The 23,252-nt window shown below is 61.5% G+C and carries 18 protein-coding genes and 1 tRNA gene; 13 read left to right on the top strand and 6 right to left on the bottom strand.

Translation table 11 applies throughout. The annotated features are described in order from the left end of the window. Positions 1 to 226: 226 nt before the first annotated feature. Positions 227 to 1,807: a lipopolysaccharide biosynthesis protein gene (locus tag I1969_RS10100; protein WP_324248661.1), complete on the bottom strand. Its 1,581-nt coding sequence runs from the start codon at positions 1,805 to 1,807 to the stop codon at positions 227 to 229. A gap of 180 nt (positions 1,808 to 1,987) precedes the next feature. On the opposite strand from I1969_RS10100, the gene I1969_RS10105 reads away from it, so the two are divergent. The 6 genes from I1969_RS10105 to I1969_RS10130 all read left to right on the top strand — a co-directional run bounded on the left by I1969_RS10105 (position 1,988) and on the right by I1969_RS10130 (position 8,450). Continuing rightward, on the top strand, positions 1,988 to 3,559 hold the full coding sequence (locus I1969_RS10105) for an L-lactate permease (RefSeq protein ID WP_195235019.1): 1,572 nt from the start codon (positions 1,988 to 1,990) through the stop codon (positions 3,557 to 3,559). A 278-nt stretch (positions 3,560 to 3,837) separates the two neighbouring features. Next, positions 3,838 to 5,508, top strand: a complete 1,671-nt coding sequence (pckA, locus tag I1969_RS10110) for a phosphoenolpyruvate carboxykinase (ATP) (protein ID WP_195235020.1) — start codon at positions 3,838 to 3,840, stop codon at positions 5,506 to 5,508. Between the two features lie 227 nt (positions 5,509 to 5,735). Continuing rightward, entirely contained in the window at positions 5,736 to 6,455 is a 720-nt protein-coding gene (locus I1969_RS10115) for a B3/B4 domain-containing protein (RefSeq protein ID WP_195235021.1), read from the top strand. Between the two features lie 170 nt (positions 6,456 to 6,625). Continuing rightward, positions 6,626 to 7,075 (top strand): MarR family winged helix-turn-helix transcriptional regulator, encoded by a 450-nt coding sequence (locus tag I1969_RS10120; protein WP_022093866.1) that lies wholly within the window; start codon positions 6,626 to 6,628, stop codon positions 7,073 to 7,075. Between the two features lie 119 nt (positions 7,076 to 7,194). Then, entirely contained in the window at positions 7,195 to 8,049 is an 855-nt protein-coding gene (locus I1969_RS10125; RefSeq protein WP_195235022.1) for a DegV family protein, read from the top strand. 80 nt (positions 8,050 to 8,129) lie between these two features. Beyond that, the gene (locus tag I1969_RS10130; RefSeq protein ID WP_195235023.1) at positions 8,130 to 8,450 is read left to right on the top strand and encodes an MGMT family protein; all 321 of its coding nucleotides are present in this window, start codon (positions 8,130 to 8,132) and stop codon (positions 8,448 to 8,450) included. A 384-nt stretch (positions 8,451 to 8,834) separates the two neighbouring features. On the opposite strand, the gene trpS is transcribed toward I1969_RS10130, so the two are convergent. Both trpS and I1969_RS10140 read right to left on the bottom strand, forming a co-directional pair. Continuing rightward, positions 8,835 to 9,884 (bottom strand): tryptophan--tRNA ligase, encoded by a 1,050-nt coding sequence (gene trpS, locus I1969_RS10135; protein WP_195235024.1) that lies wholly within the window; start codon positions 9,882 to 9,884, stop codon positions 8,835 to 8,837. A 159-nt stretch (positions 9,885 to 10,043) separates the two neighbouring features. Beyond that, positions 10,044 to 11,243, bottom strand: coding sequence for an MraY family glycosyltransferase (locus I1969_RS10140; protein WP_195235025.1), 1,200 nt, complete (start codon positions 11,241 to 11,243; stop codon positions 10,044 to 10,046). A gap of 525 nt (positions 11,244 to 11,768) precedes the next feature. Between I1969_RS10140 and I1969_RS10145 the strand changes: the two genes are divergently transcribed. The 5 genes from I1969_RS10145 (at position 11,769) to proB (ending at position 16,253) form a co-directional block, all read left to right on the top strand. Beyond that, positions 11,769 to 12,707, top strand: coding sequence for a radical SAM protein (locus I1969_RS10145; protein ID WP_138374925.1), 939 nt, complete (start codon positions 11,769 to 11,771; stop codon positions 12,705 to 12,707). 151 nt (positions 12,708 to 12,858) lie between these two features. Beyond that, a tRNA-Ala gene (locus tag I1969_RS10150) sits at positions 12,859 to 12,931 on the top strand. 64 nt (positions 12,932 to 12,995) lie between these two features. Further along, positions 12,996 to 13,454 carry a hypothetical protein gene (locus I1969_RS10155; protein WP_006235473.1) on the top strand — a complete coding sequence of 153 codons (459 nt, stop codon included), beginning with the start codon at positions 12,996 to 12,998 and terminating at the stop codon, positions 13,452 to 13,454. 84 nt (positions 13,455 to 13,538) lie between these two features. After that, complete coding sequence (locus tag I1969_RS10160; RefSeq protein WP_195235026.1) at positions 13,539 to 15,044, top strand: nicotinate phosphoribosyltransferase; 1,506 nt, start codon at positions 13,539 to 13,541, stop codon at positions 15,042 to 15,044. 81 nt (positions 15,045 to 15,125) lie between these two features. Then, entirely contained in the window at positions 15,126 to 16,253 is a 1,128-nt protein-coding gene (gene proB, locus I1969_RS10165) for a glutamate 5-kinase (protein ID WP_195235027.1), read from the top strand. A 209-nt stretch (positions 16,254 to 16,462) separates the two neighbouring features. Here proB and I1969_RS10170 read toward each other — a convergent pair whose 3' ends face one another. Continuing rightward, positions 16,463 to 17,905 carry an alpha/beta fold hydrolase gene (locus tag I1969_RS10170; RefSeq protein WP_195235028.1) on the bottom strand — a complete coding sequence of 481 codons (1,443 nt, stop codon included), beginning with the start codon at positions 17,903 to 17,905 and terminating at the stop codon, positions 16,463 to 16,465. Positions 17,906 to 18,017: 112 nt separating this feature from the next. Here I1969_RS10170 and I1969_RS10175 point away from each other — a divergent pair, with 112 nt between their 5' ends. Next, positions 18,018 to 19,304, top strand: a complete 1,287-nt coding sequence (locus I1969_RS10175) for a glutamate-5-semialdehyde dehydrogenase (protein ID WP_035137234.1) — start codon at positions 18,018 to 18,020, stop codon at positions 19,302 to 19,304. Positions 19,305 to 19,370: 66 nt separating this feature from the next. Here the strand turns inward: I1969_RS10175 and I1969_RS10180 are convergent, their stop codons facing one another. Both I1969_RS10180 and I1969_RS10185 read right to left on the bottom strand, forming a co-directional pair. Next, on the bottom strand, positions 19,371 to 19,970 hold the full coding sequence (locus I1969_RS10180) for an HD domain-containing protein (RefSeq protein ID WP_161145052.1): 600 nt from the start codon (positions 19,968 to 19,970) through the stop codon (positions 19,371 to 19,373). Positions 19,971 to 20,078: 108 nt separating this feature from the next. Continuing rightward, positions 20,079 to 20,564: a CarD family transcriptional regulator gene (locus tag I1969_RS10185; protein ID WP_006235480.1), complete on the bottom strand. Its 486-nt coding sequence runs from the start codon at positions 20,562 to 20,564 to the stop codon at positions 20,079 to 20,081. A 342-nt stretch (positions 20,565 to 20,906) separates the two neighbouring features. Here I1969_RS10185 and argS point away from each other — a divergent pair, with 342 nt between their 5' ends. Further along, positions 20,907 to 22,760, top strand: a complete 1,854-nt coding sequence (gene argS, locus I1969_RS10190; protein ID WP_118206450.1) for an arginine--tRNA ligase — start codon at positions 20,907 to 20,909, stop codon at positions 22,758 to 22,760. Positions 22,761 to 23,252: the final 492 nt, after the last annotated feature.

A 23,252-nucleotide genomic window follows, 5' to 3' on the forward strand; every position in this document is an offset into this window, starting at 1 on the left:
CGGCATTCAGCATCAGGGTAGCGCTGCGACGCGGAAATCGCGCGCCGTTGCCGCGCCCCGCAGTGCCCGCTTCCCCCGAGAACAATTATCAGTGCAGGTCACGGACTTGTGCTTTGTCGGTGTGGTCCGGGATTCGGTAAAAGTCTACTCACTTAGTTTTGCGTGTCCGCAACGAGACCCCAGCCGGGGTGATTCCACCGCAAATTAGCTGCTCCCATCGCCGCAATTAGGCGCCGTACGGATTCCGGTCCCTCTCGATGCGTTGGCGGATGTGGGCGTACTCGATAATCAGTAGCACCAGGAGTAGGGCCATGATGGCTAGGTAGCTCACCACAGCGCCCATCAGACCCAGCAGCTTAATCAGGATCACCGGGAGCACCACGCTCACGGCAAAGCAGATCAGGTAGATCTTGGTGACGTCTCCAGCGTGGCGCAGCACCGTGATGATGGCGTAGATAAAGTCGATGGCCGCGGTGACGCCGCCGGCGACGACCATCAGCAGCGCCAGCGTACGGTAGCGTTCAAAGCTGAGACCGTACATAAAGCTCATGAGGGGAATACCGGGACCTGCCATAAATGCGGCGCACGCGCCGGTGATGACCACGATCAGCGCCATAACGGCAACAATAATCAGGTCAAAGCGATGACGCTTACGAGGATTAGCCCAAATGCTCGACAAGCGCAGGAGCTGCGGTTTATAGACAAATCCAATGCTCAACAGAATAGCCTGAGCTGGAAAAAACAGGGCATTAAAGTACAGCTGGTATTTGTAGGCCAGTGTTCCTTCCATCACAAACTTGGGCATGCTTTCGATAAGGTTGAACAGGAATAGCGCGCCAAAGAGTGGAGCGCACTGGACAAACAGGTGGCCGACCTCGCGCAGGCTCACGCGGCGCGATTTTTCGGTCTCGAGCAGGGCAAGCGGCGCGGTGACCAGCACGAGCGAGGCGATCGCGGTGACGCCCATGGCCATGGCCGCGATGGGCATGCTGCGCGTGAGGAGCAGCGCCACGCTGAAGACCGCGATGACGCCGACGGAGCGTAGCGTTTGACTCATTCCAGCCAAGTAGAGCTTGTCGGCCTGCTGCAGGCGGCCTTCGTACACGTCGGCGACGCCGTCGATGACCTTATACAGGTAGACGCCCAGGCCGATCGTCGCCATCTGCGTGTCATAGCCGCGGGCGCTGCTATACATGAGGCCGCAGCCTAGGGCGAGCGCTCCGCAAAGCCAGCGGTTGAGCTGGTAGGAGGCAAAGGACGTCTTTTCGTCGATGTCCGAGACCTGGAAATTGCGCACGCCGTAGTTGCACGCGATCATGATGAGCGTGCCGGTGACAAAGGCGATGGAGAACTTGCCGGCTTCTTCGGCGCCCACGAGCTGCGTAGACACGATGGTGAGCAACGGAAACGCCAGACCCCACACGGCGGTGCCGAGGGTGTTCCAAAGATAGTCGCGGCTGGTGGCGTGCTCTTCGTATTCAGCCTCTTGCGTGGAGAACCCGCCGCCGTAGACGGCGCCGAGCAGACGGTTCCACCAAGCGTTGACCATGCGGCGGACGGGGCCGGGCTCCCGATCGCGTTCGCGCCGGCGACGTGTGGCTTGGCTGCTATCGGGCCCGCCGGCGTTGCGCTGACTCAGCTCTTGGATGCGTGCGAGTTCCTCGGCAGTGTGCGAGGCGGGGAAGAGGCCGTTCTCGATGCGGCCGCCCTGGGCCTTCGCGGCGCCGTCTCTCGATGCAGCGGGGTTGGAGGTGCCGTCGCGGCGGGCGATGGCGCGGCGAATGCTATCGAGGGGCGTGATGCTCAAAGCGGAGTCCTTTCTATTGCTGCGCTTTAGTATAGACGCGACGGTGTTCGCTCGTGTTTTTGAACGGATTGTTCAATAATTTCGGCGGGCGGCTGTAATTTGTCGGTAAACGTGCGGTATCCTGTTGAAGTTTTGTGACACCCCCGATGCCGCCCACGCGGTACCAAGGAGCTTCTACCTATGGACGTCGCCGCATTCTTACTGGCTCTTGTGCCGATTATTTGGCTGGTCGTGATGCTGCTGTGCTTTAAATGGCCAGCTTGGAAGGCCGCTATCGGATCGTTTGTCCTTTCGTGCTTGCTTGCCTTCGCATGGTGGCACCTGCCGGCAGCGCAGATCGCGACCGCCTCGCTCGAAGGTTTTTTGATGGCTCTGTGGCCCATCGTCCTGGTGATCATCGCCGCGGTGTTCACGTATAACCTGTGCGTTCGTACGGGCGCCATGGACGTGATCGGCAGCATGATCACCTCCATCAGCAGCGACCGCCGTCTGCTGGCGCTGCTCGTGGCTTGGTGCTTCGGTGGCTTTATGGAGGGCATGGCCGGCTTCGGTACCGCTGTCGCCATTCCCGCCGGCATGCTCGCGGGCCTGGGCTTTGAGGCCGTGCCTGCCGTGCTCATCTGCCTGCTGGCCAACGGCGTGCCCACGCCCTACGGCTCCATCGGCATCCCCACGGTGTCCGTTGCCGACCTGGTGGGTTTGGATTCCCTTCACCTAGCGACCGTTCAGCTGGTGCAGCTCGCACCGTTCTTTGTGGTGATGCCGCTATTTATTGTGCTGGTTGCGGGCCGTGTTGCCGATGACCAGGGCAATGCCGCGAGTGTGGGCGAGCGTCTGCACGGTGTTGCCGGCGTGGCGTTGCTCTCCGGCGTGTCGTTTGTCGGCGCGGCTCTGGTCGTTGCCATGTTTGTGGGCCCTGAGCTTGCCGTGGTCGTGGGCTCCATCGTGTCGCTCGCGCTGACAGCTGCGCTTGCCATGCGTGCCGAGAAGTCGGGGCATCTGGACGCGCGCTTCCATATGAATATCGAGGCCGGCGAACAGCTCACCGTTAAATCGGCGCTTTCGGCCTGGTCGTGCTTCATTCTGATTTTTGTACTGCTGCTGGGTACGTCCAACCTGGTGCCCGCCGTGCATGCCGCGCTTGCGCCCTTTGCAAGCCACGTGCAGGTGTATTGCGGCGAGAACCCCGGTACGCTTACGTTTTCGTGGATTAACACACCGGGTGTTTGGATCTTCCTGGCCGCGTTTGTCGGCGGTGCCATTCAGGGCGCTTCGCCGCGCATGATGGGCGAGGTGCTGGCCGCGACTGTGAAGCAGATGACGCCGACGGTGATCACGATGCTTTCGGTACTGGGCTGCGCCAAGGTGATGGGCTATGCCGGCATGATTTCGTCGATCAGTGCGTTTTGCATTGCGGTCGCCGGCGGTCTCTACCCGATTCTGGCTCCGTGGATCGGCGCAGTCGGTGCGTTCGTGACCGGCTCGGGCACGTCCTCGGGCATGCTGTTTGGTCCCATTCAGAGCCAGGCCGCCACTGCGCTGGGTGTGAGCGACTACTGGATGGTCGCATTGAACGCCCTGGGCGTCGCCGCTGGTAAGATGATCTCGCCGCAGACCCTCGCCATTGGTCTTGCCGCCGTGCACGTGCGCGGTAAGGATGCCGAACTCCTGGGCGCGGTGCTGCCCTACGCTGCCGGCATGCTGGTCCTGATGAGCGCCATAGCCATGCTCGGCCAAGGCCTGCCGCTGTAGTCGGCACTTAGGGATGTTCCTTATGTGCCGGCACTTTGGGAACGTCCCTAAGTGCCGGCATCCGGGGACGCTCCTTGGATGTTGCCTGTTCAAGAGTGTCCCCAATGACTAGTCGTTTAAGAACGTCCCCAATGACTAGGCCGCTTGCCTGCGATTTTTGACCGTTGGGCGGGCTTGCCGCCCTTGCCGCAAAAACGTTTTTGCATATCGGGTACAACGGGCTTTACGTGAGTAAAGTGCGCGCCGCGTCCATGTGTCGCGTTTTTAAAGGAGGCCCCATGCCTGGTGTTACCCCTGCAGAAGTTTTGTCCAACTTTGGTATTACGCTCGTTGAAGATCCCGCCGAGAATCAGCCCCGTCTGCTGGTCGATCTACCCGCCGCGGAGCTCGTCGAGCACGCTATCCGCCGCGAAGAAGGCCGCATGGCATCCAACGGCGCGCTGGTGATCGAGACGGGGGAGCGTACCGGCCGTTCCCCCAATGACCGCTTTATCGTCGACACCCCCGATGTTCACGACAAGATTGCCTGGGGCGCCGTCAACCGCCCGCTGTCCGTCGAGAGCTATGAGGCCATCAAGGCCGGCATCGTCGACTATCTCAACGAGCGCGACGTGTTCGTCACCCGCGGCATGGCAGGCGCCGACCGCAACCACACGCGTCGGCTGCTCGTTGCCTGCGAGCGTGCCAGCCAGGCACTCTTTATAAAGCAGATGCTCGCCCGTCCGCTCGCCCGCGAAATCGCGCGCACCGGTGAGCCCGACTTCTGCGTGCTCGCAGCGCCCGGTTACCAGTGCGACCCCGCCATCAAGGGCCTCAACTCCAGCGCCGCCGTGGTCATCAACTTCCAGGAACGCGTGATTCTGGTCGCTGGCACCGGCTACTCCGGCGAGATCAAAAAGTCCATCTTCAGCGTCATGAATTACCTACTGCCCGTCGAGGACGACGTGCTGCCCATGCACTGCTCGGCCAGCATGGATCCCGTCACGCGCGAGACTGCCGTGTTCTTTGGCCTGTCCGGCACCGGCAAGACCACGCTTTCGGCCAACCCCACGCGTCTGCTGATCGGCGACGACGAGCACGGTTGGTCCGACATGGGCATCTTCAACATCGAGGGTGGCTGCTACGCCAAATGCGAGGGCCTGGACGCCTTCCACGAGCCCGAGATCTTCAACGCCGTCCGTTTTGGCGCCATTTGCGAAAACGTGGTGCTCGACGAGAACCGCAAGCCCAACTACGACGACATCTCGATCACGCACAACACGCGCGTGGCCTATCCCGTGGAACACATTCCTAACGCGTGGACTAAGGGCATGGGCACCACTCCGAGTGTCGTGCTGTTCCTGACTTGCGACGCTTTTGGCGTGCTGCCGCCCATCTCGCGCCTGACGGCCGACGCCGCCATGTACCACTTTGTGACGGGCTTTACGGCTAAGATTCCCGGCACCGAGGTCGGCGTCACCGAGCCCACGCCCACGTTCTCTTCGCTGTTCGGCGAGCCGTTTATGCCGCTCGACCCCATGGTTTACGCCAAGATGCTTGGCGAGCGCATTGCCGACGGCCGCACGCGCGTGTACCTGGTCAACACCGGCTGGATCGGCGGCGGCTACGGCGTGGGCCATCGCATCGAGCTTGCCTACACGCGCTCGCTGGTCGCGCGCACCCTCGACGGTACCATCGAGGACAGCGAGTTCGTGCACGACGACATCTTTAACGTCGACATTCCCACGACGTGCCACGGCGTGCCCGATGGCATCCTGGTGCCGCGCCAATACTGGCAGAGCACCGCGCGCTATGACGAGGCCGCGCACAACCTAGCGGTGATGTTCGAGGAGAACTTCGAGAAGAAGTACTCGCACCTGCCCGAGTCCGTCAAAGCCGCCGGCCCGCACGTTCAAGTACACGCCGACGCCCGTCATCGCGGCCGCGGGCTGCTGGGACTTCGCCACTAGCTTCGCCGTGAGTCCATATCCACCACAAAGGGGACAGGCACCTTTGTGGTGGTTTTGCTCGCGTGGATGACTCGGGTTACAATACGCCTGACATATCGTCCCCTTCTCCGGATGGGGACAGCGCAAGCGTTCTTGTGACGGCACCGTAGGACTTTGAAGGTGGCCGTCGTAAGGGCGCTTTTTGTTTAGGCGCCCTCGCTCGGGCGCGCACGATGAAGGGAGAGCGTATGAAAAGCTTTATTGCCGAGGATTCATTTTGGGAGTTGTTTCCGCAGGCGGCGGTCGGCGTCGTGGTCGTAAAGGGCATGAAGCCCGCGGCTCAGATTTCCCAGGAGGATGTGGATGCGATCGCCGCGTTGCTCGACCGTGCCAACATCGATGCGGAGCGCCACCTGACCAGCGACACGATCAGCGAGAATGCGCCGGTCAAGGCATGGCGCGAGGCCTATCGCCTGTTTAAGACCAAAAAGGGCGCCCGCTGCTCGATCGAGAACTTGCTCAAGCGCGTGCTCAAGGGCAAGCCGGTCGGTCATATTACGCCGGCGGTGGATATCTACAACACGATTTCGTTGACCTATGCGCTGCCCGTGGGAGGCGAGGATTTGCATGCGATTGAGGGAGACCTTCGCTTGAAGGTGACAGACGGCGGCGACGTGTTCTTGCCACTTGGCGAGGAGGCGGATGATCCGACGCTGCCCGGCGAGCTTGCCTATATCGACGATGCAGGCGCCGTGTGCCGCTGCTGGAACTGGCGCGACGGCGTTCGAACGGCCCTGTCCGACGATTCGGCCGATGCGTTCCTGGCGATTGAGTGCGTGGAGCCCGAGCGGATGTGGGATTGCCAGGCCGCGATCGATCGCTTAGCCGAGCTGCTCGAGCGTTATCTGGGAGCGACGGTTGTCGTTAAGACGCTTGTGACCCGCGACAATCCCTGCGTGGAGCTGTAGCGACGCCTAGAACCTATTGATGCCCCAAACCACCACAAAGGTGCCTGTCCCCTTTGTGGTGGTTTTTATGTTGATGGGTTAACAAATGGGATATTTGGGTATGGGTGTTGCCTTGTGCGGCTAAGATGTTTACCCGTTAGCATCATGCAAGCGAAAGGCGGTCGTCTCCCATGCAGCAGAACGACGAGACACGTTTCGAGGACTTTGTCGGACTGATCAGCGGGCTCTACAAGGAGATCCAGCGCATTAAGACATCCGAGGGCGCAAGGCTGGGCCTCAAGGGCTCCGACGTTATGTGCCTGTACTATCTTGAGCGCAGCAAGGACGGTCTGACTGGTGCTGACCTGGCTCGCATGGCAGGCGTGACCCGTGCCGCCGTCTCGCGCACGCTCGCGCATCTGGAGGAGGGCGGCTACGTCGAGGTCGATGATTCGGGCGATGCCGCCGTTAAGTATCGTGCTCCGGTGCGCCTGACCGCTCTAGGCGGCGAGAGCATGAGCGAGGCGGACCGCATCATTCGCGAGGTGCTCGATACCACCGGTAAGGCTATGGGCGTGGAGCAGCGCGAGCAGATGTATGCGTCGCTGCGCACGATTCTCAACACCCTGCGCGAGATCTAGAGCCGCGCTGGCGCTAGCTTTCAGCCAAGAACTGCATCGTCCTGTTTGAGCGCGTATACCGTGCCGGGGCCTTGCTGTCAAAATTCCCTGCGCGGGACCTGCGCAAGAAAGGATTCGCTATGTCCGTCCGCATTATTACCGATTCCGCAAGCGATATGTCGCCGGCCGAGCACCCAGCACTGGCCGTTTTGCCGCTGTCCGTCACCTTTGGCACCGATGTGTACATGGATGGCATCGACATCGATCACCAGCGCTTTTACGAGATGCTCGTGGAGCGCGATGAGCTGCCCAAGACCGGCCAGGTCAACCCGTACGCGTTTTCGCAGGCCATCGCCGAGGTTCGTGAAGCCGGCGATGAGGCTGTGATTATTACCGTGGGCGCTAAGCTATCAGGCACCAATCAGAGTGCCCGTATCGCACTTGCCGAGGCGCCAGGTGGCGACGTGTTCGTGGTAGACAGCAACAACGTCACCCTGGGCGAGCGCGTCCTGGTCGAGTATGCGCTGCGCTTGGTGGACGAGGGCCGCAGTGCATCTCAGATCGCGGCGGCTGTCGAGGCCGTGCGCGACCGCGTGGTCGTTATCGGCCTGCTCGAGACGCTGGAGTACCTGGTGCGCGGCGGTCGCCTGTCTGCTGCGGCCGGCGCCGTGGGTACGCTACTCAACGTGAAGCCTGTTGTGGCCGCCGAGGATGGCCTGATCGTGCAGCTGGGCAAGGCGCGCGGTTCCAAGAACGGCCGTAACCTGCTGAACCAAAAGGTCGAAAAGGCAGGCGGCATCGACTTTTCCATGCCGTTGGCGCTCGGCTATACGGGCCTTTCGGATGCGGTGCTCAAGAAGTATATCGAGGACAGTGCGGCGCTGTGGGCTGGCCACACAGAGGGCGAGCTGCCTGTCCACACCATTGGCGCCACCATCGGCACCCACGTAGGCCCCGGTGCCGTGGCCGTAGCCTTCTTCCAGCCCGCCAACTAACCGACTTGCCATAAACCACCACAAAGGGGACAGGCACCTTTGTGGTGGTTTATGCTATTCCGGGTGGAAGGGAGCGAGCAATGGCGTCTGAGGGCTTTTTTGAGCGGGTGTACGAGGTGGTCGAGCAGATTCCCGAGGGGATGGTCGCCACGTACGGCCAGGTGGCGCTGCTCGCCGGTCGTCCACGAAGTGCGCGGTACGTGGGGTATGCCCTGCATAGCAATCCGCGCCCTGGTCAGATTCCCTGCCATCGTGTGGTGTTTGCCGATGGCCGCATTTGCGAGGGCTTTGCGTTTGGCGGCCCCGATGCTCAACGTGAGCTTTTGCTAGGGGAGGGCGTGACGTTTGCCGATCCCGGGCACGTCGATCTGGGTGCCTGTCGTTGGTCTGCCGGGCTGTAGCGGCTCGTTCGTGTCAAAACCACCACAAAGGTGCCTGTCCCCTTTGTGGTGGTTTTAGTTTACCTGAGCTAACTTATGGAGAAGGTGTGGCGGCGTTTATTGCCGCTACAAAGTAAACCACGGTGAACTATATTGGTTTCAGCAACGGAGCAGGCCATAGGCGATGAAAAAGCCTGCCCTGTTGAGTTTGATTCGCATTCCTCCCCTCTGTGCGATTCAACGGTGTACTTCGGGAACAGGCTCGCTGGCAACTAACTGCCAGCGAGCCTGTTCCTGTTTGTCGGGGGAGTGCAATGGGCAGAGCCGAACCGGTCGGGCACCAAAAAAGGCGGACGCCGTAGCGCCCGCCCTATAGCAATCGAAAGTTCTAGCCAGCAGATCGATCTAGTACACCATGCCCATGGCGTCCTGAACCTCGGCCAGGGTCTGATCGGCGATCTCGTTGGCGCGACGGTTGCCCTCGTGCAGGACGTCCTTTACATAGTCCAGATCGTTCTCGTAGCGCTGACGGCGCTCGCGGATCGGCGCGAAGTACTCGTTGACGGCCTCGGTCACGTACTTCTTGAGCTGGCCGGAGCCGCCCATGCCGATCTCCTCGGCAATCTCGACCTCGGAGCGACCGGTGCAGATGGCGGCGGTCGAAAGCAGGCCGGACACGCCGGGGCGGTTCTCGGGATCGAACGTGATCATGCGCTCGGAGTCGGTCTGGCTCTTCTTGATGCGTTTGGCCGTCTCCTCGGCGGTCATCGAAATATTGATGGCGTTGCCGTAGCTCTTGCTCATCTTGCGGCCGTCCAGGCCGGGCAGCAGCGGGGTCTCGGACAGCAGCGCCTCGACCTCGGGGAACACCTTGCCGTAGCGGTTGTTAAAGCGGCGGGCGATGGTGCGGGTGAGCTCGATGTGCGGCAGCTGGTCGCGACCGACCGGCACCACGTTGCCCTTGCAGAACAGGATGTCGCAGGCCTGGTGCACCGGGTAGGTGAGCAGGAGGCCGGTAAGCTCGTGGCCCGAGGCCTCCATCTCGGCCTTGACCGTGGGGTTGCGCGCCAGCTCGGCCTCGGACACCAGCGACAGGAACGGCAGCATGAGCTGGTTGGCGGCGGGCACGGCGGAGTGCGCGTAGATCATGGTCTTGTCGGGGTCGACGCCGCAGGCAAGGTAGTCCATGACCATGTTGTACACGTTGTCCTGGATGTGCTCGGTGGTGTCGCGGTCAGTGATGACCTGGTAGTCGGCGATGAGCACGTTGGTCTTGGCGCCCATGTCCTGCAGCTCAACACGGCCCTTGAGGGTACCGAAGTAGTGGCCCAGGTGCAGACGGCCGGTGGGGCGATCACCGGTGAGCATGGTGAACTTCTCGGGCGTATTGGCCAGGCCCTCGCGAATGGCGTTGCTCTTTTGCAGCGCGACTTCGTAGCTGTTCTCGTTTGGCATGATTGCTCCTAACGTATGTTCATGGGTCAAGATGATAACGCGTTTATTGGAGGGGCGGGACGTAAGTAGGCGAGGGGCGGGAGAGGGGTGGCTTGTGCGGTGGGTGCGGCGCGGCCGCGCTTGGCCAACGGTGCCTTGGCACATCCTTGGCAGCTTGCCCTAGAGCTTGTGGTGGCGCTCTTCTTTGCGCTCCTCGGCTGCCTGCTCCTCCTGCTTAAAAGCGGGGTCGTCGGGGGTGACGAGCTCGTCCTCGTGCGTGCGCTTGTTGTAATGGTGGCGCAGCACGGGCTCAAACAGATGCAGATGCTTGGCAAAGGCCGCCGAGCCAATGGCGAGCACGGTAAAGATGAGCACACGCATGGGCACCTCGACCTGGTTAATCGCGGCGGCGCCGGCCGAAAGCATGATGCACCAGGCATAGATGAGCAGCACGGCCTGTTTTTGGTTGTAGCCTTCTTGGATCAGGCGGTGGTGGATGTGGCCCTTGTCGGCCTGCCCGATGCTAATGTGGGCGCGCTTGCGGCGCACAATGGCGCTAAACGTGTCGATGATGGGCACGCCGGCAACGATGAGCGGGATGATAAGCGAGGTGAGTGCGGCGGTGCGGCTCACGTTGAGCAGCGAGATGGAGCCCAGCGCAAAGCCCAGAAGCAGCGACCCCGAGTCGCCCAAGAAGATGCTTGCGGGGTTGAAGTTGTAGCGCAAAAAGGCCAGACAGGCGCCAAAGAGCGCAATGGAGAGCGCGGCGGCGTCGATGCGGCCCGAGAGAACGGCCATCGAAAACATGGTGAACGACGCGATGCCGCAGATGCCCGTGGCCAAGCCGTCGAGGCCGTCGATGAGGTTAATGATGTTGGTGAATGCCACCAGATAGATTACGGTGATGGGGTAGGCGAGCCATCCGAGCATGATCTCGCCGGGGGCAAACGGGTTGACGATGACGCCGATTTTTAGGCCGCCGATACAGGCGATAAGCGCGGCGAGGACTTGTCCGGCCAGCTTTTGCTTGGGCGTGAGCTGGAAGACGTCGTCGATAGCGCCGGTCGCAAAGATGACGGTAAAGGAGAGCGCCAGCATGGGGTAGCTGATGTGCAGACGGGGGTGGGGCACCAAAACGGGCGGCCAACCCAGGTACCAGGTGCCTAGGATTTGCACAGTGCAGGCGACGACCAGGCCCAAAAACACCGCCGTTCCGCCCAAACGCGGGATGGGCTTGGTGTTGATGCGGCGCTTAGAAGGATAGTCGACGGCATCGAGCTTAATTGCCAAGCGCTTGACCAGGGGCACCGCGAGGAAGGTCGTGATAAAGGCCGCCGCTGCCACGCATAGGTACGGTATGTAGCTCGGGGATGAAGCCATGAATCTAAAAACCGCCAAGCGTCGAAGGAAAAGGTCAGAAGAACGCCATGCGCAAAGGGCATAGCCGAACCATAATACTCGACCAAGGGGGGTACATGGAATTGCACGCAGCGATAATCACGCGCTTACCAGATATTGGGATGTTGTCGATGGCTTGTCGGGATGCCGGCGGGGATCCATATGGACTGTAATGGTGATTTTCGGCAAAAGAAAACCACCCCCCACGTTACGAAAATGAACCCACCTAAAACAGGTGGGTGCCCTCATCGACTGTTCCAGCGTCCTTAACAACGAAGGATACCTGTACTAGGTACGACTGTGTGGGCTCCCTAAATAAACGCGACGGTTCACCCAGTTGCTCCGCGGGGGGCGGAATACCTACATCATAAAGCGGCACTTTATCGATTCCAGTCTTGACATTACAAAAATCGTGTCGGACGATTACGGCGCCTTGGGCTCGAGCCGTCTGTGGGGTTGATCCCTTTACGTTTGAGCTGCTGAATCGTTGTTTTGGAGCATGGTTTTATGCCGACGTCGTTGACCGAACTTTTTTCGCCCGCCTGCCATTTGTGTCCGCGCCGTTGCGGTGCGGCGCGCGATGAGGGCGCGCACGGCGTCTGCGGTGCTAACGACACGCTCAAGGTGGCCCGCGCCGCGCTTCATATGTGGGAGGAGCCGCCTATCTCGGGCGAGGCCGGTTCGGGCACGATCTTCTTTAGCGGCTGCTCGCTCAAATGTATCTACTGCCAGAACCACGAGATCTCGACCGGCAATTTTGGCCTTGAGATTTCGCCTGAGCGCCTGGTCGAGATTATGCTGGAACTGCAGGACCAGGGTGCCAACAACATCAATTTGGTGACGGCGACGCACTATGCGCACCTGTTGCCTGCCGCGATTGCCGCGGCACGGGCGCGCGGACTGGTTATCCCAATCGTCTACAACACGAGTGGTTACGAGCGCGCGAGTGCCGTGGCGGCGCTGGGCGACCTGGTCGATGTGTGGCTCACCGACTTTAAATATGCCGATGCGGCGCTTGCGCAGTCGCTCTCCCATATAAAGGATTACCCGCGTGTGGCCGTGTCGGGTCTGGCCCAGATGGCGCGCGAGATCGATCGCCGCGGGGGAGAGCTGGTGGATGACGACGGGCTCATGAAGCGCGGCATCATCGTACGCCACCTGGTGCTGCCGGGGCATGCGGATGACTCGTGCCGCGTGTTAGACCTGGTGTGGCAGACGGTGGGCGACGTGCCGATCTCGGTCATGAACCAGTACACGCCCAATGCGCTCATGCGCGAGCAGGGCGGCGAGTTGGCGCGCGCCGTGACGCGCGAGGAGTACGAGCAGGTGCTCGACCATGCCGACGACCTGGGCTTTACGACAATGTTCTGGCAAGAGGGCGGCGCGGTAGACGAGAGCTTCACCCCCGCCTTCGACACCACCGGCGTCCTCACCAGCGCAAAGTAGAGCGCACGCTGATGATTTTTCTGGGACGGGGATTAAAAAATCATCGAGAGGATCGCCTGTTCGAAAAGTTGTCAAAATAGCCGCGTCCCAAAAAGACTGGTTATTGGGCGTTGACAGTTGGCGAGCCGTAGGTAAAATATCGACTTGTCCTGGGGACGTAGCTCAGTTGGGAGAGCGCTGCCGTCGCATGGCAGAGGCCGAGGGTTCGACTCCCTTCGTCTCCACCCATGGATTTGATAAGCCGCTGACATTGTGTCGGCGGCTTTTTTTAAAAGAAAGGGCTATACCATGGCCGAGCTTGAGTCCCAACCATTGTCCGACGAGGAGCGCGCCGAGTTGGAAGAGCTCCGCGCTGAGAAGGCCCGCCGCGAGGCTCGGGAAGAGGCCCGTCGCGAGCGTGAGGAGCTGGCTGCCCTGCGTGCCGAGCGTGCGAAGGCCGAGGAGGCCGCCGCGAACGCCGCATCCGCATCGGCGCCCGCGCCCGCACCCAAGCCCGCTGCTGCGAAGCCTGCACCTGCCGCGCCCAAACCTCAGCCTAAAAAGGCCGCCCGTCCCAAGTCCGTCGAGCCCAAGCCGAGCCGTGACGAGATGACCTTTGCCCAGCGCATGGTTACCTCCAAGGAGCCTATGGGCGAGAACGAGATCCCTGGCATGGCGCCGGCTCAAAAAATCATCATTGTCCTTGCCCTCATCGCGTTTGTCATCTTTATGGGCTACACGATCCTGACCAGCATGGGCCTGCTCTAACCGACTCGCATCGGGCGTCATGTCCGCATGCTCTGCTCTCGTCCAACCCTCAAATTCTGCACCACACATCCGAAAGGTCGCCCCATGGCTTTGACCGACATCTCGCATCCCACCGACATTGCAATGCTCACCGATCTGTACGAGCTCACTATGGCCCAGGGCCTGTGGGAGAGCGGCAAGGCCAATGAGCAGGGTTGTTTTACCGCGTTTTACCGCGACCATCCCTTTGGCAGCGCCTATGCCGTCATGTGCGGCACCGCCGAGCTGCCCGAGCTCGTCGAGAACCTGCGCTTTACGCCCGAGGATATCGACTACCTCGCCTCGCTTGAGGCCCCTGCCGGCGGCGCGATGTTCAAGTCCGCATTCCTCGACTACCTGCGCGATTTTCGTGCGCATGTAAATATTGACGCCGTCCCCGAGGGCGAGCTCATCTTTCCGCGCGAGCCCATGGTGCGCGTCACCGGTCCTGCGCTCGAGTGCCAGCTGCTTGAGACGGCGCTGCTCAACATCGTCGGGTTCCAGACGCTTGTCGCCACCAAGACGGCGCGCGTGGTGCTCGCCGCCGACGGTCGCCCCGTGGCGGAGTTTGGCCTGCGCCGCGCCCAGGGTCCCGATGGCGGCCTGGCCGTTGCGCGCGCGAGCTACGTTGCCGGCTGCTCCTCTACGTCCAATGTGCTCGCCGGCCGCCGCTATGGTATTCCCGTCTTTGGCACGCATGCGCACAGCTGGGTGATGAGCTTCGATTCCGAGCTCGAGGCCTTCCGCGCCTTTGCCAAGTCGAGCCCCAAGAACTGTACGCTGCTCATCGACACCTATGACGTGCGCGAGGGCTGCGAGCATGCCATTACGGTTGCCAAGGAGATGGAGGCGGTGGGCGAGCGTCTGTCGGCTATTCGCATCGACTCCGGCGACCTCGCCAAGCTCTCCAAGTATGTTCGCGGCCGTTTTGATGCCGAGGGCCTGCCCTATGTGGGGATCTCGGTTTCCAACGATCTTGACGAGTACACGATTCAGTCGCTGCTGGACCAGGGCGCGCCCATCGATAGCTTTGGCGTGGGTACCAAGCTCGCGACCTGCTATGACCAGCCGGCGCTGGGTGGCGTGTACAAGCTTTCCGCCCGCCGTGCGAGCGAGGCAGATCCATGGACGCCGGTGGTCAAGCTCTCCGAGCAGCCCTACAAGCGCACGATCCCGGGCGTGCAGCGCGTGCGCCGTTATTACGACGGCTTTGGCGGCCCGGTCTGCGACATGATCTACGACGAGGACCATCTGGCGGGGGAGGGCGCCGCGCGCGGCAATACCCTCGTGGCCGTGAATGATGCCGCCCTGGTGACCGATGTGTCGGAGCTTGAGTATCGCGAGCTGCTGGTGCCGATCGTACGCGATGGCAGTGCAGTGGCTCCGCGTGAGAGCATCCAGGACGCGCGCGAGCGCTGTGTTTGGGCGCTCGATCATCTGGACGCAGCTTTCAAGCGCTTCCTGTACCCGCAGACCTATGTGGTGGGCATGGAGCAGGGCCTGGCTCAGGTACGCGACGAGCTCGTGCGCAAGAACATGGCCGCGGCCTCTGCCTTTCCCTGGGCAAAATGATCCGCATGCGACGGAGGAAAACGGATCATTTTTCTCGCTTGCCCGTTCGTCCGTTCGCTGAACAGTCGATTGGTTTGACGTATGACGACTTCTTATAAAACGATGGTGGTAAAGATCGGTTCGTCCACGGTGGTGGGCGCCGACGGCAAGGTCAACCGCACCTTTATCGGCGGGCTTGCCGATCAGGCCGCAGCCCTGCGCAAGCTCGGCTGGCGCCTGGTCGTGGTGAGCTCGGGCGCTATCGCCTGCGGCTATCCCGTGTTGGGCTTCGACCGCAAGCCAGTCGGCGACCTGCCGAGCCTGCAGGCCTGCGCCTCGGCCGGTCAGTGCATCATCTCGTCGGCCTACGACGAAGAGTTCCATGCGCGCGACCTGCTCACCTCGCTCGTACTGCTCACGCGCCACGATACGGCCCGTCGCACGTCCTACCTGCATGCGCGCGACGCCCTGCTGCGCCTCGTGGAGCTTGGCGTGGTGCCGGTCGTCAACGAGAACGATACCGTTACCGTCGATGAGATCAAGTTTGGCGACAACGACACGCTGGCGGCGCTTGTGAGCTGCCTGGTTTCTGCCGATCTGTGCGTGACGCTCTCGGACATCGATGGCCTCTATACCGCCAATCCGCATGAGGACCCCACGGCCGAGTTTGTTCCTGTCGTACATAAGATCGATGCCAAGATTATTGCCTCGGCGGGCGATTCTTCCACATCGGTGGGCACGGGCGGCATGATTACCAAGATTCGCGCGAGCCGCATCCTGATGACGGCGGGTATTCAGAGCGTGATTTGCTCGGGTGAGGAGCCCGATGCGCTCGTGCGCCTCGCCCGCGGCGAGAGCGTGGGCACGCTGTTCGATCCGCCGGCGGAGCGTCTGGACATCGCACCCCGCAAGCTGTGGATCGCACTGGGCGACAAGGCGCATGGCTCGGTGACGGTCGATGATGGTGCTGCGAAGGCGCTGGTCAGCCGTGGCTCTTCCTTGCTTGCGGTGGGTATTCGCGAGGTCGATGGCCAGTTTGCCGAGGGCGATGTGCTCGACGTGTGCGACCCGAGCGGCATGGTTGTCGCCCGCGGTATCGCCGAGGCCGATTCGGACGTGCTGGAACTTGCCGCCGGCCGCCGCCAGGACCAGATCGCCAGCAACCGCCTGCTCGCTAACCTGGCCGAGAAGCCGGCGATACACAGGGATAATTTAATCGTCTTCGCATAACCAATTGACGCTGCAAACGCCCCTAAGCGGCAATCTGACGTTCAATCGTCGGGCATGACCAAAAGGTCAATGCCCTCCTCTTTCACGTCACCTTGCTCGCTTAGGGGCGTTTTCGCTTTCCGTTCTCTACCTGCGGCATTGTCGTTGCCGGCACTTGTTCGGCACTTGGGGACGTTCTTTTTGTGCCGGCAGGTGGGGACACTCCTTTGCTAGAAGATCTGGCGCAGGTCTCCTCGGTTGAGGGCTTCGTTGAAGAGGTGCTTGAACACCACGCTGCCGTGCAGGCCATCGTGCTCGAACTCGTTAGTCACCCAGGCATGCGAGTTGCCCACGCGGCTGAGCGTATCAAGCTGCAGGCCCGAATCCACGTACATGTCGTCGAAAGAATCCACGTACATGTCGTCGAAATACACCGCGGCCTGCAGGGGCACCTCGTTGCACGCCAGGCGCTGCGGGTCGTAGATCTTGTCCCAGCTTGTGTCTTCCATCAGCAGGTCCATGGCGGGCTTGAAGGGCATAAGCTCGGGCATCTGCTCAAACATCCACGGGAACATGGCCTCGCCGGTAAACATGAGCGGGCGCGCGAGGGTGTCGAACTCGGCACGATGGGCCTTCTCCTCTGCGGCCGCCCAGCCAATGGGCATGGTGTCGCCGTCGGCGTAGATAAACTCCTGCAGCGTCCAGTACAGCGGGTTTGTACGCGTGTTGGTGCGCTCGAAGGCGCGCATCAAAAAGCTGTCGGATACCGAAGTTCCGCAGGTCAGCGTGCCGTCGCCGTCAACAAAAGCGTGATCGATAATCCAATGCATGCGCTCAAAGCTCGGCTTCATGCCAAAGTCGCTGCCCATGAGCTGTAGGCGCTCGACCGTCATCGGCGAGCCATCGGACAGCACGGGCTTCTGAGCCTCGAGCGCATCGGCCAGGGCTGCCACGCGCTCGACGTCAGCGGGATAGCGGTCATAATACTGCTGCGTCTTGGCGGCCATGCGCGGGAAGGTGTGCGCGTAGACCTCGCTTGCGCTCGCCGGCACGTGGGGGATGCCGCCGCAGGTAAAGCTTGCCGCCACGCCCTCGGGGAAGAGCGACAGATAGCTCAGCGTCAAAAAACCGCCGTAGCTTTGGCCGAGCGTGACCCACGGCTTGCCGCCAAAGCCCACTAGGCGCAGGTACTCAAAATCGCGCACGATGGAGCTGGCGAGGTGGCGCTTGAGGAAGTCCGCCTGCGAGCGTGTGGCATCGGAGCCTTCCGCCTCGGCGCGCTCGCCCAGTGCGGCAATCGTGCGTCCGTCCACGCAGCTGCTGCGCCCGGTTCCGCGCTGGTCGGGAAGGACCACGCGGAAGTGCTTGACGGCCTCCTCGATCCAGCCATCGCTTGTGGGCGACAGCGGACGCGGGCTCTCGCCGCCGGGGCCGCCCTGCAAAAACAGGAGCAGTGGCAGATCGTCGTTGATGCGGTCGGGCGCGCAAATCACGCGGTAGAAGAGCTTGATGCTTTCGGGCGCGCCGGCGATGGGTGCCGGCATAGCGCCGCGGCGCATGGTGCTGCCGACGGCCAGGAGCATCGGCTCCAGGCCGCGCCAGTCAAGGGGGACGTCGATGCTGTGGTCCTCGACATAAAGGCCGGGGACGTGGTACGAAGTGATGAGGGTCATGTGAGTCTTCCGTTCGTTGCGGTGTTTCGGGTTGACCAATTCTACCGCCGTGGGCGAGGCCATGCGCAAATCGGCTACCATGGTTGCAAACTTCTAGGAGAAAGGGCCGCCCATGTCGGTCGATATAGCCACGTATGTCCACGATCTCGCCGTTGCCGCCAAGGCAGCGTCGGCCTCGCTTGCCACGGCGAGCGACGAGCAGCGTCAGGAGGCCGTGCGCGCCATGGCCGCAGCACTGCGCAACGGTGTCGACTCCATCGTCGCCGCCAACGAGCTCGACATGTCCGCCGCGCGCGATGCGGGTACCTCGGCCGGACTGCTCGATCGCCTGCTGCTGACGCCTGAGCGCGTCGAGGGCATGGCCGCCGGCCTGGAAAAGCTCGCCGAGCTGCCCGATCCCGTGGGCCGCGTGCTCGACCACCGCGTGCTTGCAAGCGGCGTGGACCTGACCCGTGTGAGTGTTCCGCTGGGCCTGGTCGCTATGGTCTACGAGGCGCGCCCCAACGTGACGGCCGACGCCGCAGGCATCTGCATCCGTACCGGCAACGCCTGTATTCTGCGCGGCGGCTCGCTGGCCTATCACTCGTGTGCCATGATCGCCGAGCTGCTGGCCGATGCGCTCGAGGCCAAGGGCTTCCCGCGCGAGGCCGTGTCGATGATCGAGTCCACCGACCGCGAGGCCACTGGCGAGTTCATGAAGCTCCGCGGCATTGTCGACGTACTCATTCCGCGCGGCGGTGCAGGCCTGATCCAGCGCTGCGTGCGCGAGTCGCTTGTGCCGGTGATTGAGACGGGCACGGGCAACTGCCACATCTACGTGCATGAATCCGCCGACTTTGATAAGGCGCTCAACATTATCGTTAATGCCAAGACCCAGCGCGTAGGCGTGTGCAATGCCGCCGAGTCGCTGCTGGTCGACCATGCTGTGGCCGATGCGTTTTTGCCTGCGGTCGTTGCCGTGCTGCACGATCACGGCGTGCTCATTCACGGCGACGAGGCCACGTGCGCCGCGTGCGCCGACGCCGGCTTTGTGGAGGGCGATGACTACGTCGCCGCGACTGAGGAGGACTGGGGTCGCGAGTACCTGGCGCTCGAGATGAGCGTGAAGGTCGTGGCAAACGAGGACCAGGCCATCGCACACATCAATCGCTACGGCACGATGCACTCCGAGGCCATCGTTGCCGAGGACACGGACGCTTGCGAGCGCTTCCTGGATGCGGTCGATGCCTCGGCCGTGTACGCCAACGCCAGCACGCGCTTCACTGACGGCGGCGAGTTTGGCCTGGGCGCCGAGATTGGCATCTCGACCCAAAAGCTCCACGCCCGTGGCCCCTTTGCCGCCGAGGCCCTCACTACCTACAAATACAAGCTCCGAGGCACCGGCCAGGTCCGCCCCTAACGACCGCGCAAGAAAAACCGCCACAAAGGTGCCTGTCCCCTTTGTGGCGGTTTTCTTGCGCGGTCGTTAGGCCTGGAAGGTATCGCGATCGGGCGCGAAGGACTGCATGGCCGCGATGGTGCGGTCAAAGAGCTCGGGGAGCTCCCAGCCGAGCATCTCGGCGCCCTGCGAAATCACGTCGCGCGAGCAGCCGGCGGCAAAGCGTTTGTCCTTGAACTTCTTCTTGAGCGACTTAGTCGTAAAGTCCATAACGCTCTTGCTCGGGCGCATGATGACGGCAGCGCCGATCAGGCCGGTGAGCTCATCGCAGGCAAACAGGATCTTTTCCATCTGCAGCTCGGGCTTGGGTAGTGAGGTGTTGAAGTCGGACGTGTGCGTCTGGATGGCGCGAATGAGCTCGGGAGACGCACCTTCGCCCTCAAGAATCTCGGCAGCATAGATGGTGTGGTTAATGGGGTCGTCCTCATGCTCCTCCCAATCCAGGTCGTGCAGCAGACCGACGATGCCCCAAAACTCCTCGTTCTCGGGGTCGAACTCGCGCGCAAAGTAGCGCATAGTGCCCTCGACTGTCTCGCCATGGGTGATGTGGAACGGGTCCTTGTTGTGCTCGTTGAGCAGTTCGAACGCGCGGTCGCGGGTGATTCCGGCGGTAAGCGGCTCTGCCATAGGAGACTCCTTGTGCTCGTGGGTATCGATAAGAATGAATACTACTAGAACAAGAAAACCACCACAAAGGTGCCTGTCCCCTTTGTGGTGGTTTTTGGCGCGGATGGGTTAGTTGAGGGCGGCTTGGGCTAGGCGGGCTTCGGCGGCCTCCTCGGTGACGCCCAAGGCCACGGCGAACTCCTCGATGGAGCGGCGTTTGGCCTCCTTGAGTACGCGCATGTAGTAGGAGCTGGGTTTTTTATCAGCTTCCTCGGCCTGGCGAATGCGGTGCATCATGGTCTTTGCCACGCGGACCGTCTCGGGCGCGCCCAGCTTGAGCTGCTGCTTAAAGTGCGTCTCCTCAAGTGAACTGTTGCGCTCGGTAAAAGTGTCGCACTCCAGCTCGTCATAGTGGCTCAGCAGGTGCTCGGCATCTTGCTGCGAGATGGCGGCGTGCAAACGGTCGGCCTGCGCCACGGGGTACATGAGGATCGTCTGCGCATGTCCCTGCTTGGTCTCGAGCAGTAGCATGGGCTGCGGTGTGTCGTCCCTAAAACCGACGACGGTGCAGACTCCCTGACCCGGATGAATGACGTGTTGACCGATTGAGAACATGCTACCTCCAACTTATACGAATTTACGTATGTCTAGAATAACACGCTGACGTGCGCAAACCCTTACTTTATGCAGGAAAAGCACACAACTCCGATAGGTAAGAGTATTCGATAACAGGCGCAGCTCATTCACACCTTTATGCATTTTCAACGCCTGCATAATCTGCAGGCAGACTGGCATCTTTGAGTGACTCCATGCAAGCTGTAGTCAATTTTGTGCATATGCAATATCGATTGGCTTTACCCTGCGACAGTGCCCGTCGCTTGTGATAGAGTGCTACAAACTCTGGCTTTTGCCCTACGAGTGACCAAGAGCTCGGGGGCTTTAACACAAGGAGGATCTATGCCCGAGAAGATTGAAGAGCTGGTACGCGCTGCGCTTGCTGCGGCCCAGGAGGCCGGCGACCTTTCCGCATTTGAACTTGACGATTGCGCTATCGAGCGACCGGCTGACACTTCTCATGGCGAGTGGACCTCTACCATGGCCCTGAAGTCCGCCAAGCTGGCCCACTGCGCCCCGCGCAAGATCGCCGAGGCCATCGTTGCCCATATGCCCGAGGACCCCGCGATCGAGAAGGTCGAGATCGCAGGCCCCGGCTTCATCAACTTCTACCTCTCCGTTGCCGTCAAGAATGCCATCTTTGGCGAGGCTCGCGAGAAGGGTATGGACTTCGCTAAGTCCAACGTCGGTGGTGGCCTGAAGACCCAGGTCGAGTTCGTTTCCGCCAACCCCGTCGGCCCCATGCACATCGGCCACGGCCGCTGGGCCGCGCTGGGCGACTCGCTCTGCCGCGTTATGGATCACGCCGGTTACGACATCCAGCGTGAGTTCTACATCAACGACCACGGCTCTCAGATGAACACCTTCGGCAACTCCATCAGCACGCGCTATATGCAGCTTGCCGACATCATCGCCAAGCAGGGCGTGGATATCGACGAGGCTCACAAGCTGCTGATCGCCGACCGCGACGCCTTTGTTGCCGACGAGAACGACGAGCATCCCGAGACCCATCCGTATCAGGACAACTTTGCCGAGACCCTGGGCAAGGACTCCTACGGCGGCGACTACATTATCGACGAGGCCGCCGAGTTCTGGCGCACCGACGGCGATAAGTGGGTCGAGGCCGATCCTCAGGAGCGCATGGAGAGCTTCCGCGAGCGCGGCTATGTGAAGATGGTCGACAACATGCGCGACCTCTGCCACGCCGTCAATTGCGACTTCGATCGTTGGTACTCCGAGCGTTCGCTGTACGTGAAGGACACCGAGGGCGAGACCGCCGGCACCTCTGCCGTCGACCGCGCTTTTGAGAAGCTCGACAAGATGGGCTACCTCTACACCAAGGACGGCGCCCTGTGGTTCCGCTCCACCGACCTGGGCGATGACAAGGACCGCGTCCTGATCAAGTCCGACGGCGAGTACACCTACTTCGCCTCCGACGTTGCCTATCACTGGGATAAGTTCCAGCGCGTCGACCACGTCATCGACATCTGGGGTGCCGACCACCACGGCTACATCGAGCGCGTCCGCTGCGTCTGCGACGCTCTTGGCTATCCCGGCAAGTTTGAGGTTCTGCTGGGCCAGCTCGTCAACCTGCTGCGCAACGGCAAGCCCGTCCGTATGTCCAAGCGTAAGGGCACCATGGTGACCCTGCAGGAGCTCGTCGACGAGGTCGGTTCCGACGCCGCTCGCTACACGCTCATCTCCAAAAGCTCCAACCAGATGGTCGACTTCGATATCGAGGCCGTCAAGAAGCGCGACAACTCCAACCCGGTCTATTACGTGCAGTACGCTCACGCCCGCGTGTGCTCCATCCTGCGCCGTGCCGCCGACGTTACGCCCGAGCAGGCTGACGAGATGGGCATGAAGGCCGTTGCCGCCAAGGCCATCGGTGAGAACGTCGATTACTCGCTGCTGACCGACCCGACCGAGCTCGCCCTTTCGCGTAAGCTCAACGAGCTCACCGACCTGATTGCCAGCTGCGCTCGCGACCGCGCCCCGTTCCGTCTGACGCACTTTGCTGAGGAACTCGCCGGCGACTTCCACAGCTTCTACGCTGCCTGCCAGGTTCTGCCGAGCGAGGGCCGTCCCGTCGACCCCGAGCTTTCGCGCGCCCGTCTGGCCGCTTGCGACGCCGTTCGCGTGACGCTCGCCCTGGTGCTCACCCTCGTTGGCGTTTCCGCGCCCGAGCAGATGTAAGCTACGGATCATTTGACCGTGTAGGTTCGGCTTTGCTGAGCCCTATAAGCCCGATCTCCATGCGGAGGTCGGGTTTTTTGCGTTTGGTGAGACTATTTGGTTTGCTGGGAAATGCTACCAAATCGCAACTATACCGGTTTACGGGGCTGAATCGCCAACTGGCGACCATGGTGCCAATAGTGAAATTAAACCCGCAGGTAGATGGCTTATTGTTTCTTGATAATGCAGGGTATGGTTGGCTTGCAGCATCCTGGCCCCGTAATCCGGCGTAGTTTTGAAAATTGTCCCTTGGGGACGGAGGAAAACGGATCATTTTTGTCTCGAAGAGGGGTGGCGGGATACCGTCCGTCACGAATTGGGCTCATCTCCTACGTTTGGACGCATATCCCGAACCATGCCGAAAAGTATGATATTAAAACCGACGCTCCTATAAGTTGTCAAGAGGCAGTTTGCGGGAGCGCTCTCTCCAATTCGCACAGGAGCTCGTAATAC

Source organism: Collinsella aerofaciens, assembly GCF_015548375.1.
Classification (GTDB): domain Bacteria; phylum Actinomycetota; class Coriobacteriia; order Coriobacteriales; family Coriobacteriaceae; genus Collinsella; species Collinsella aerofaciens_AB.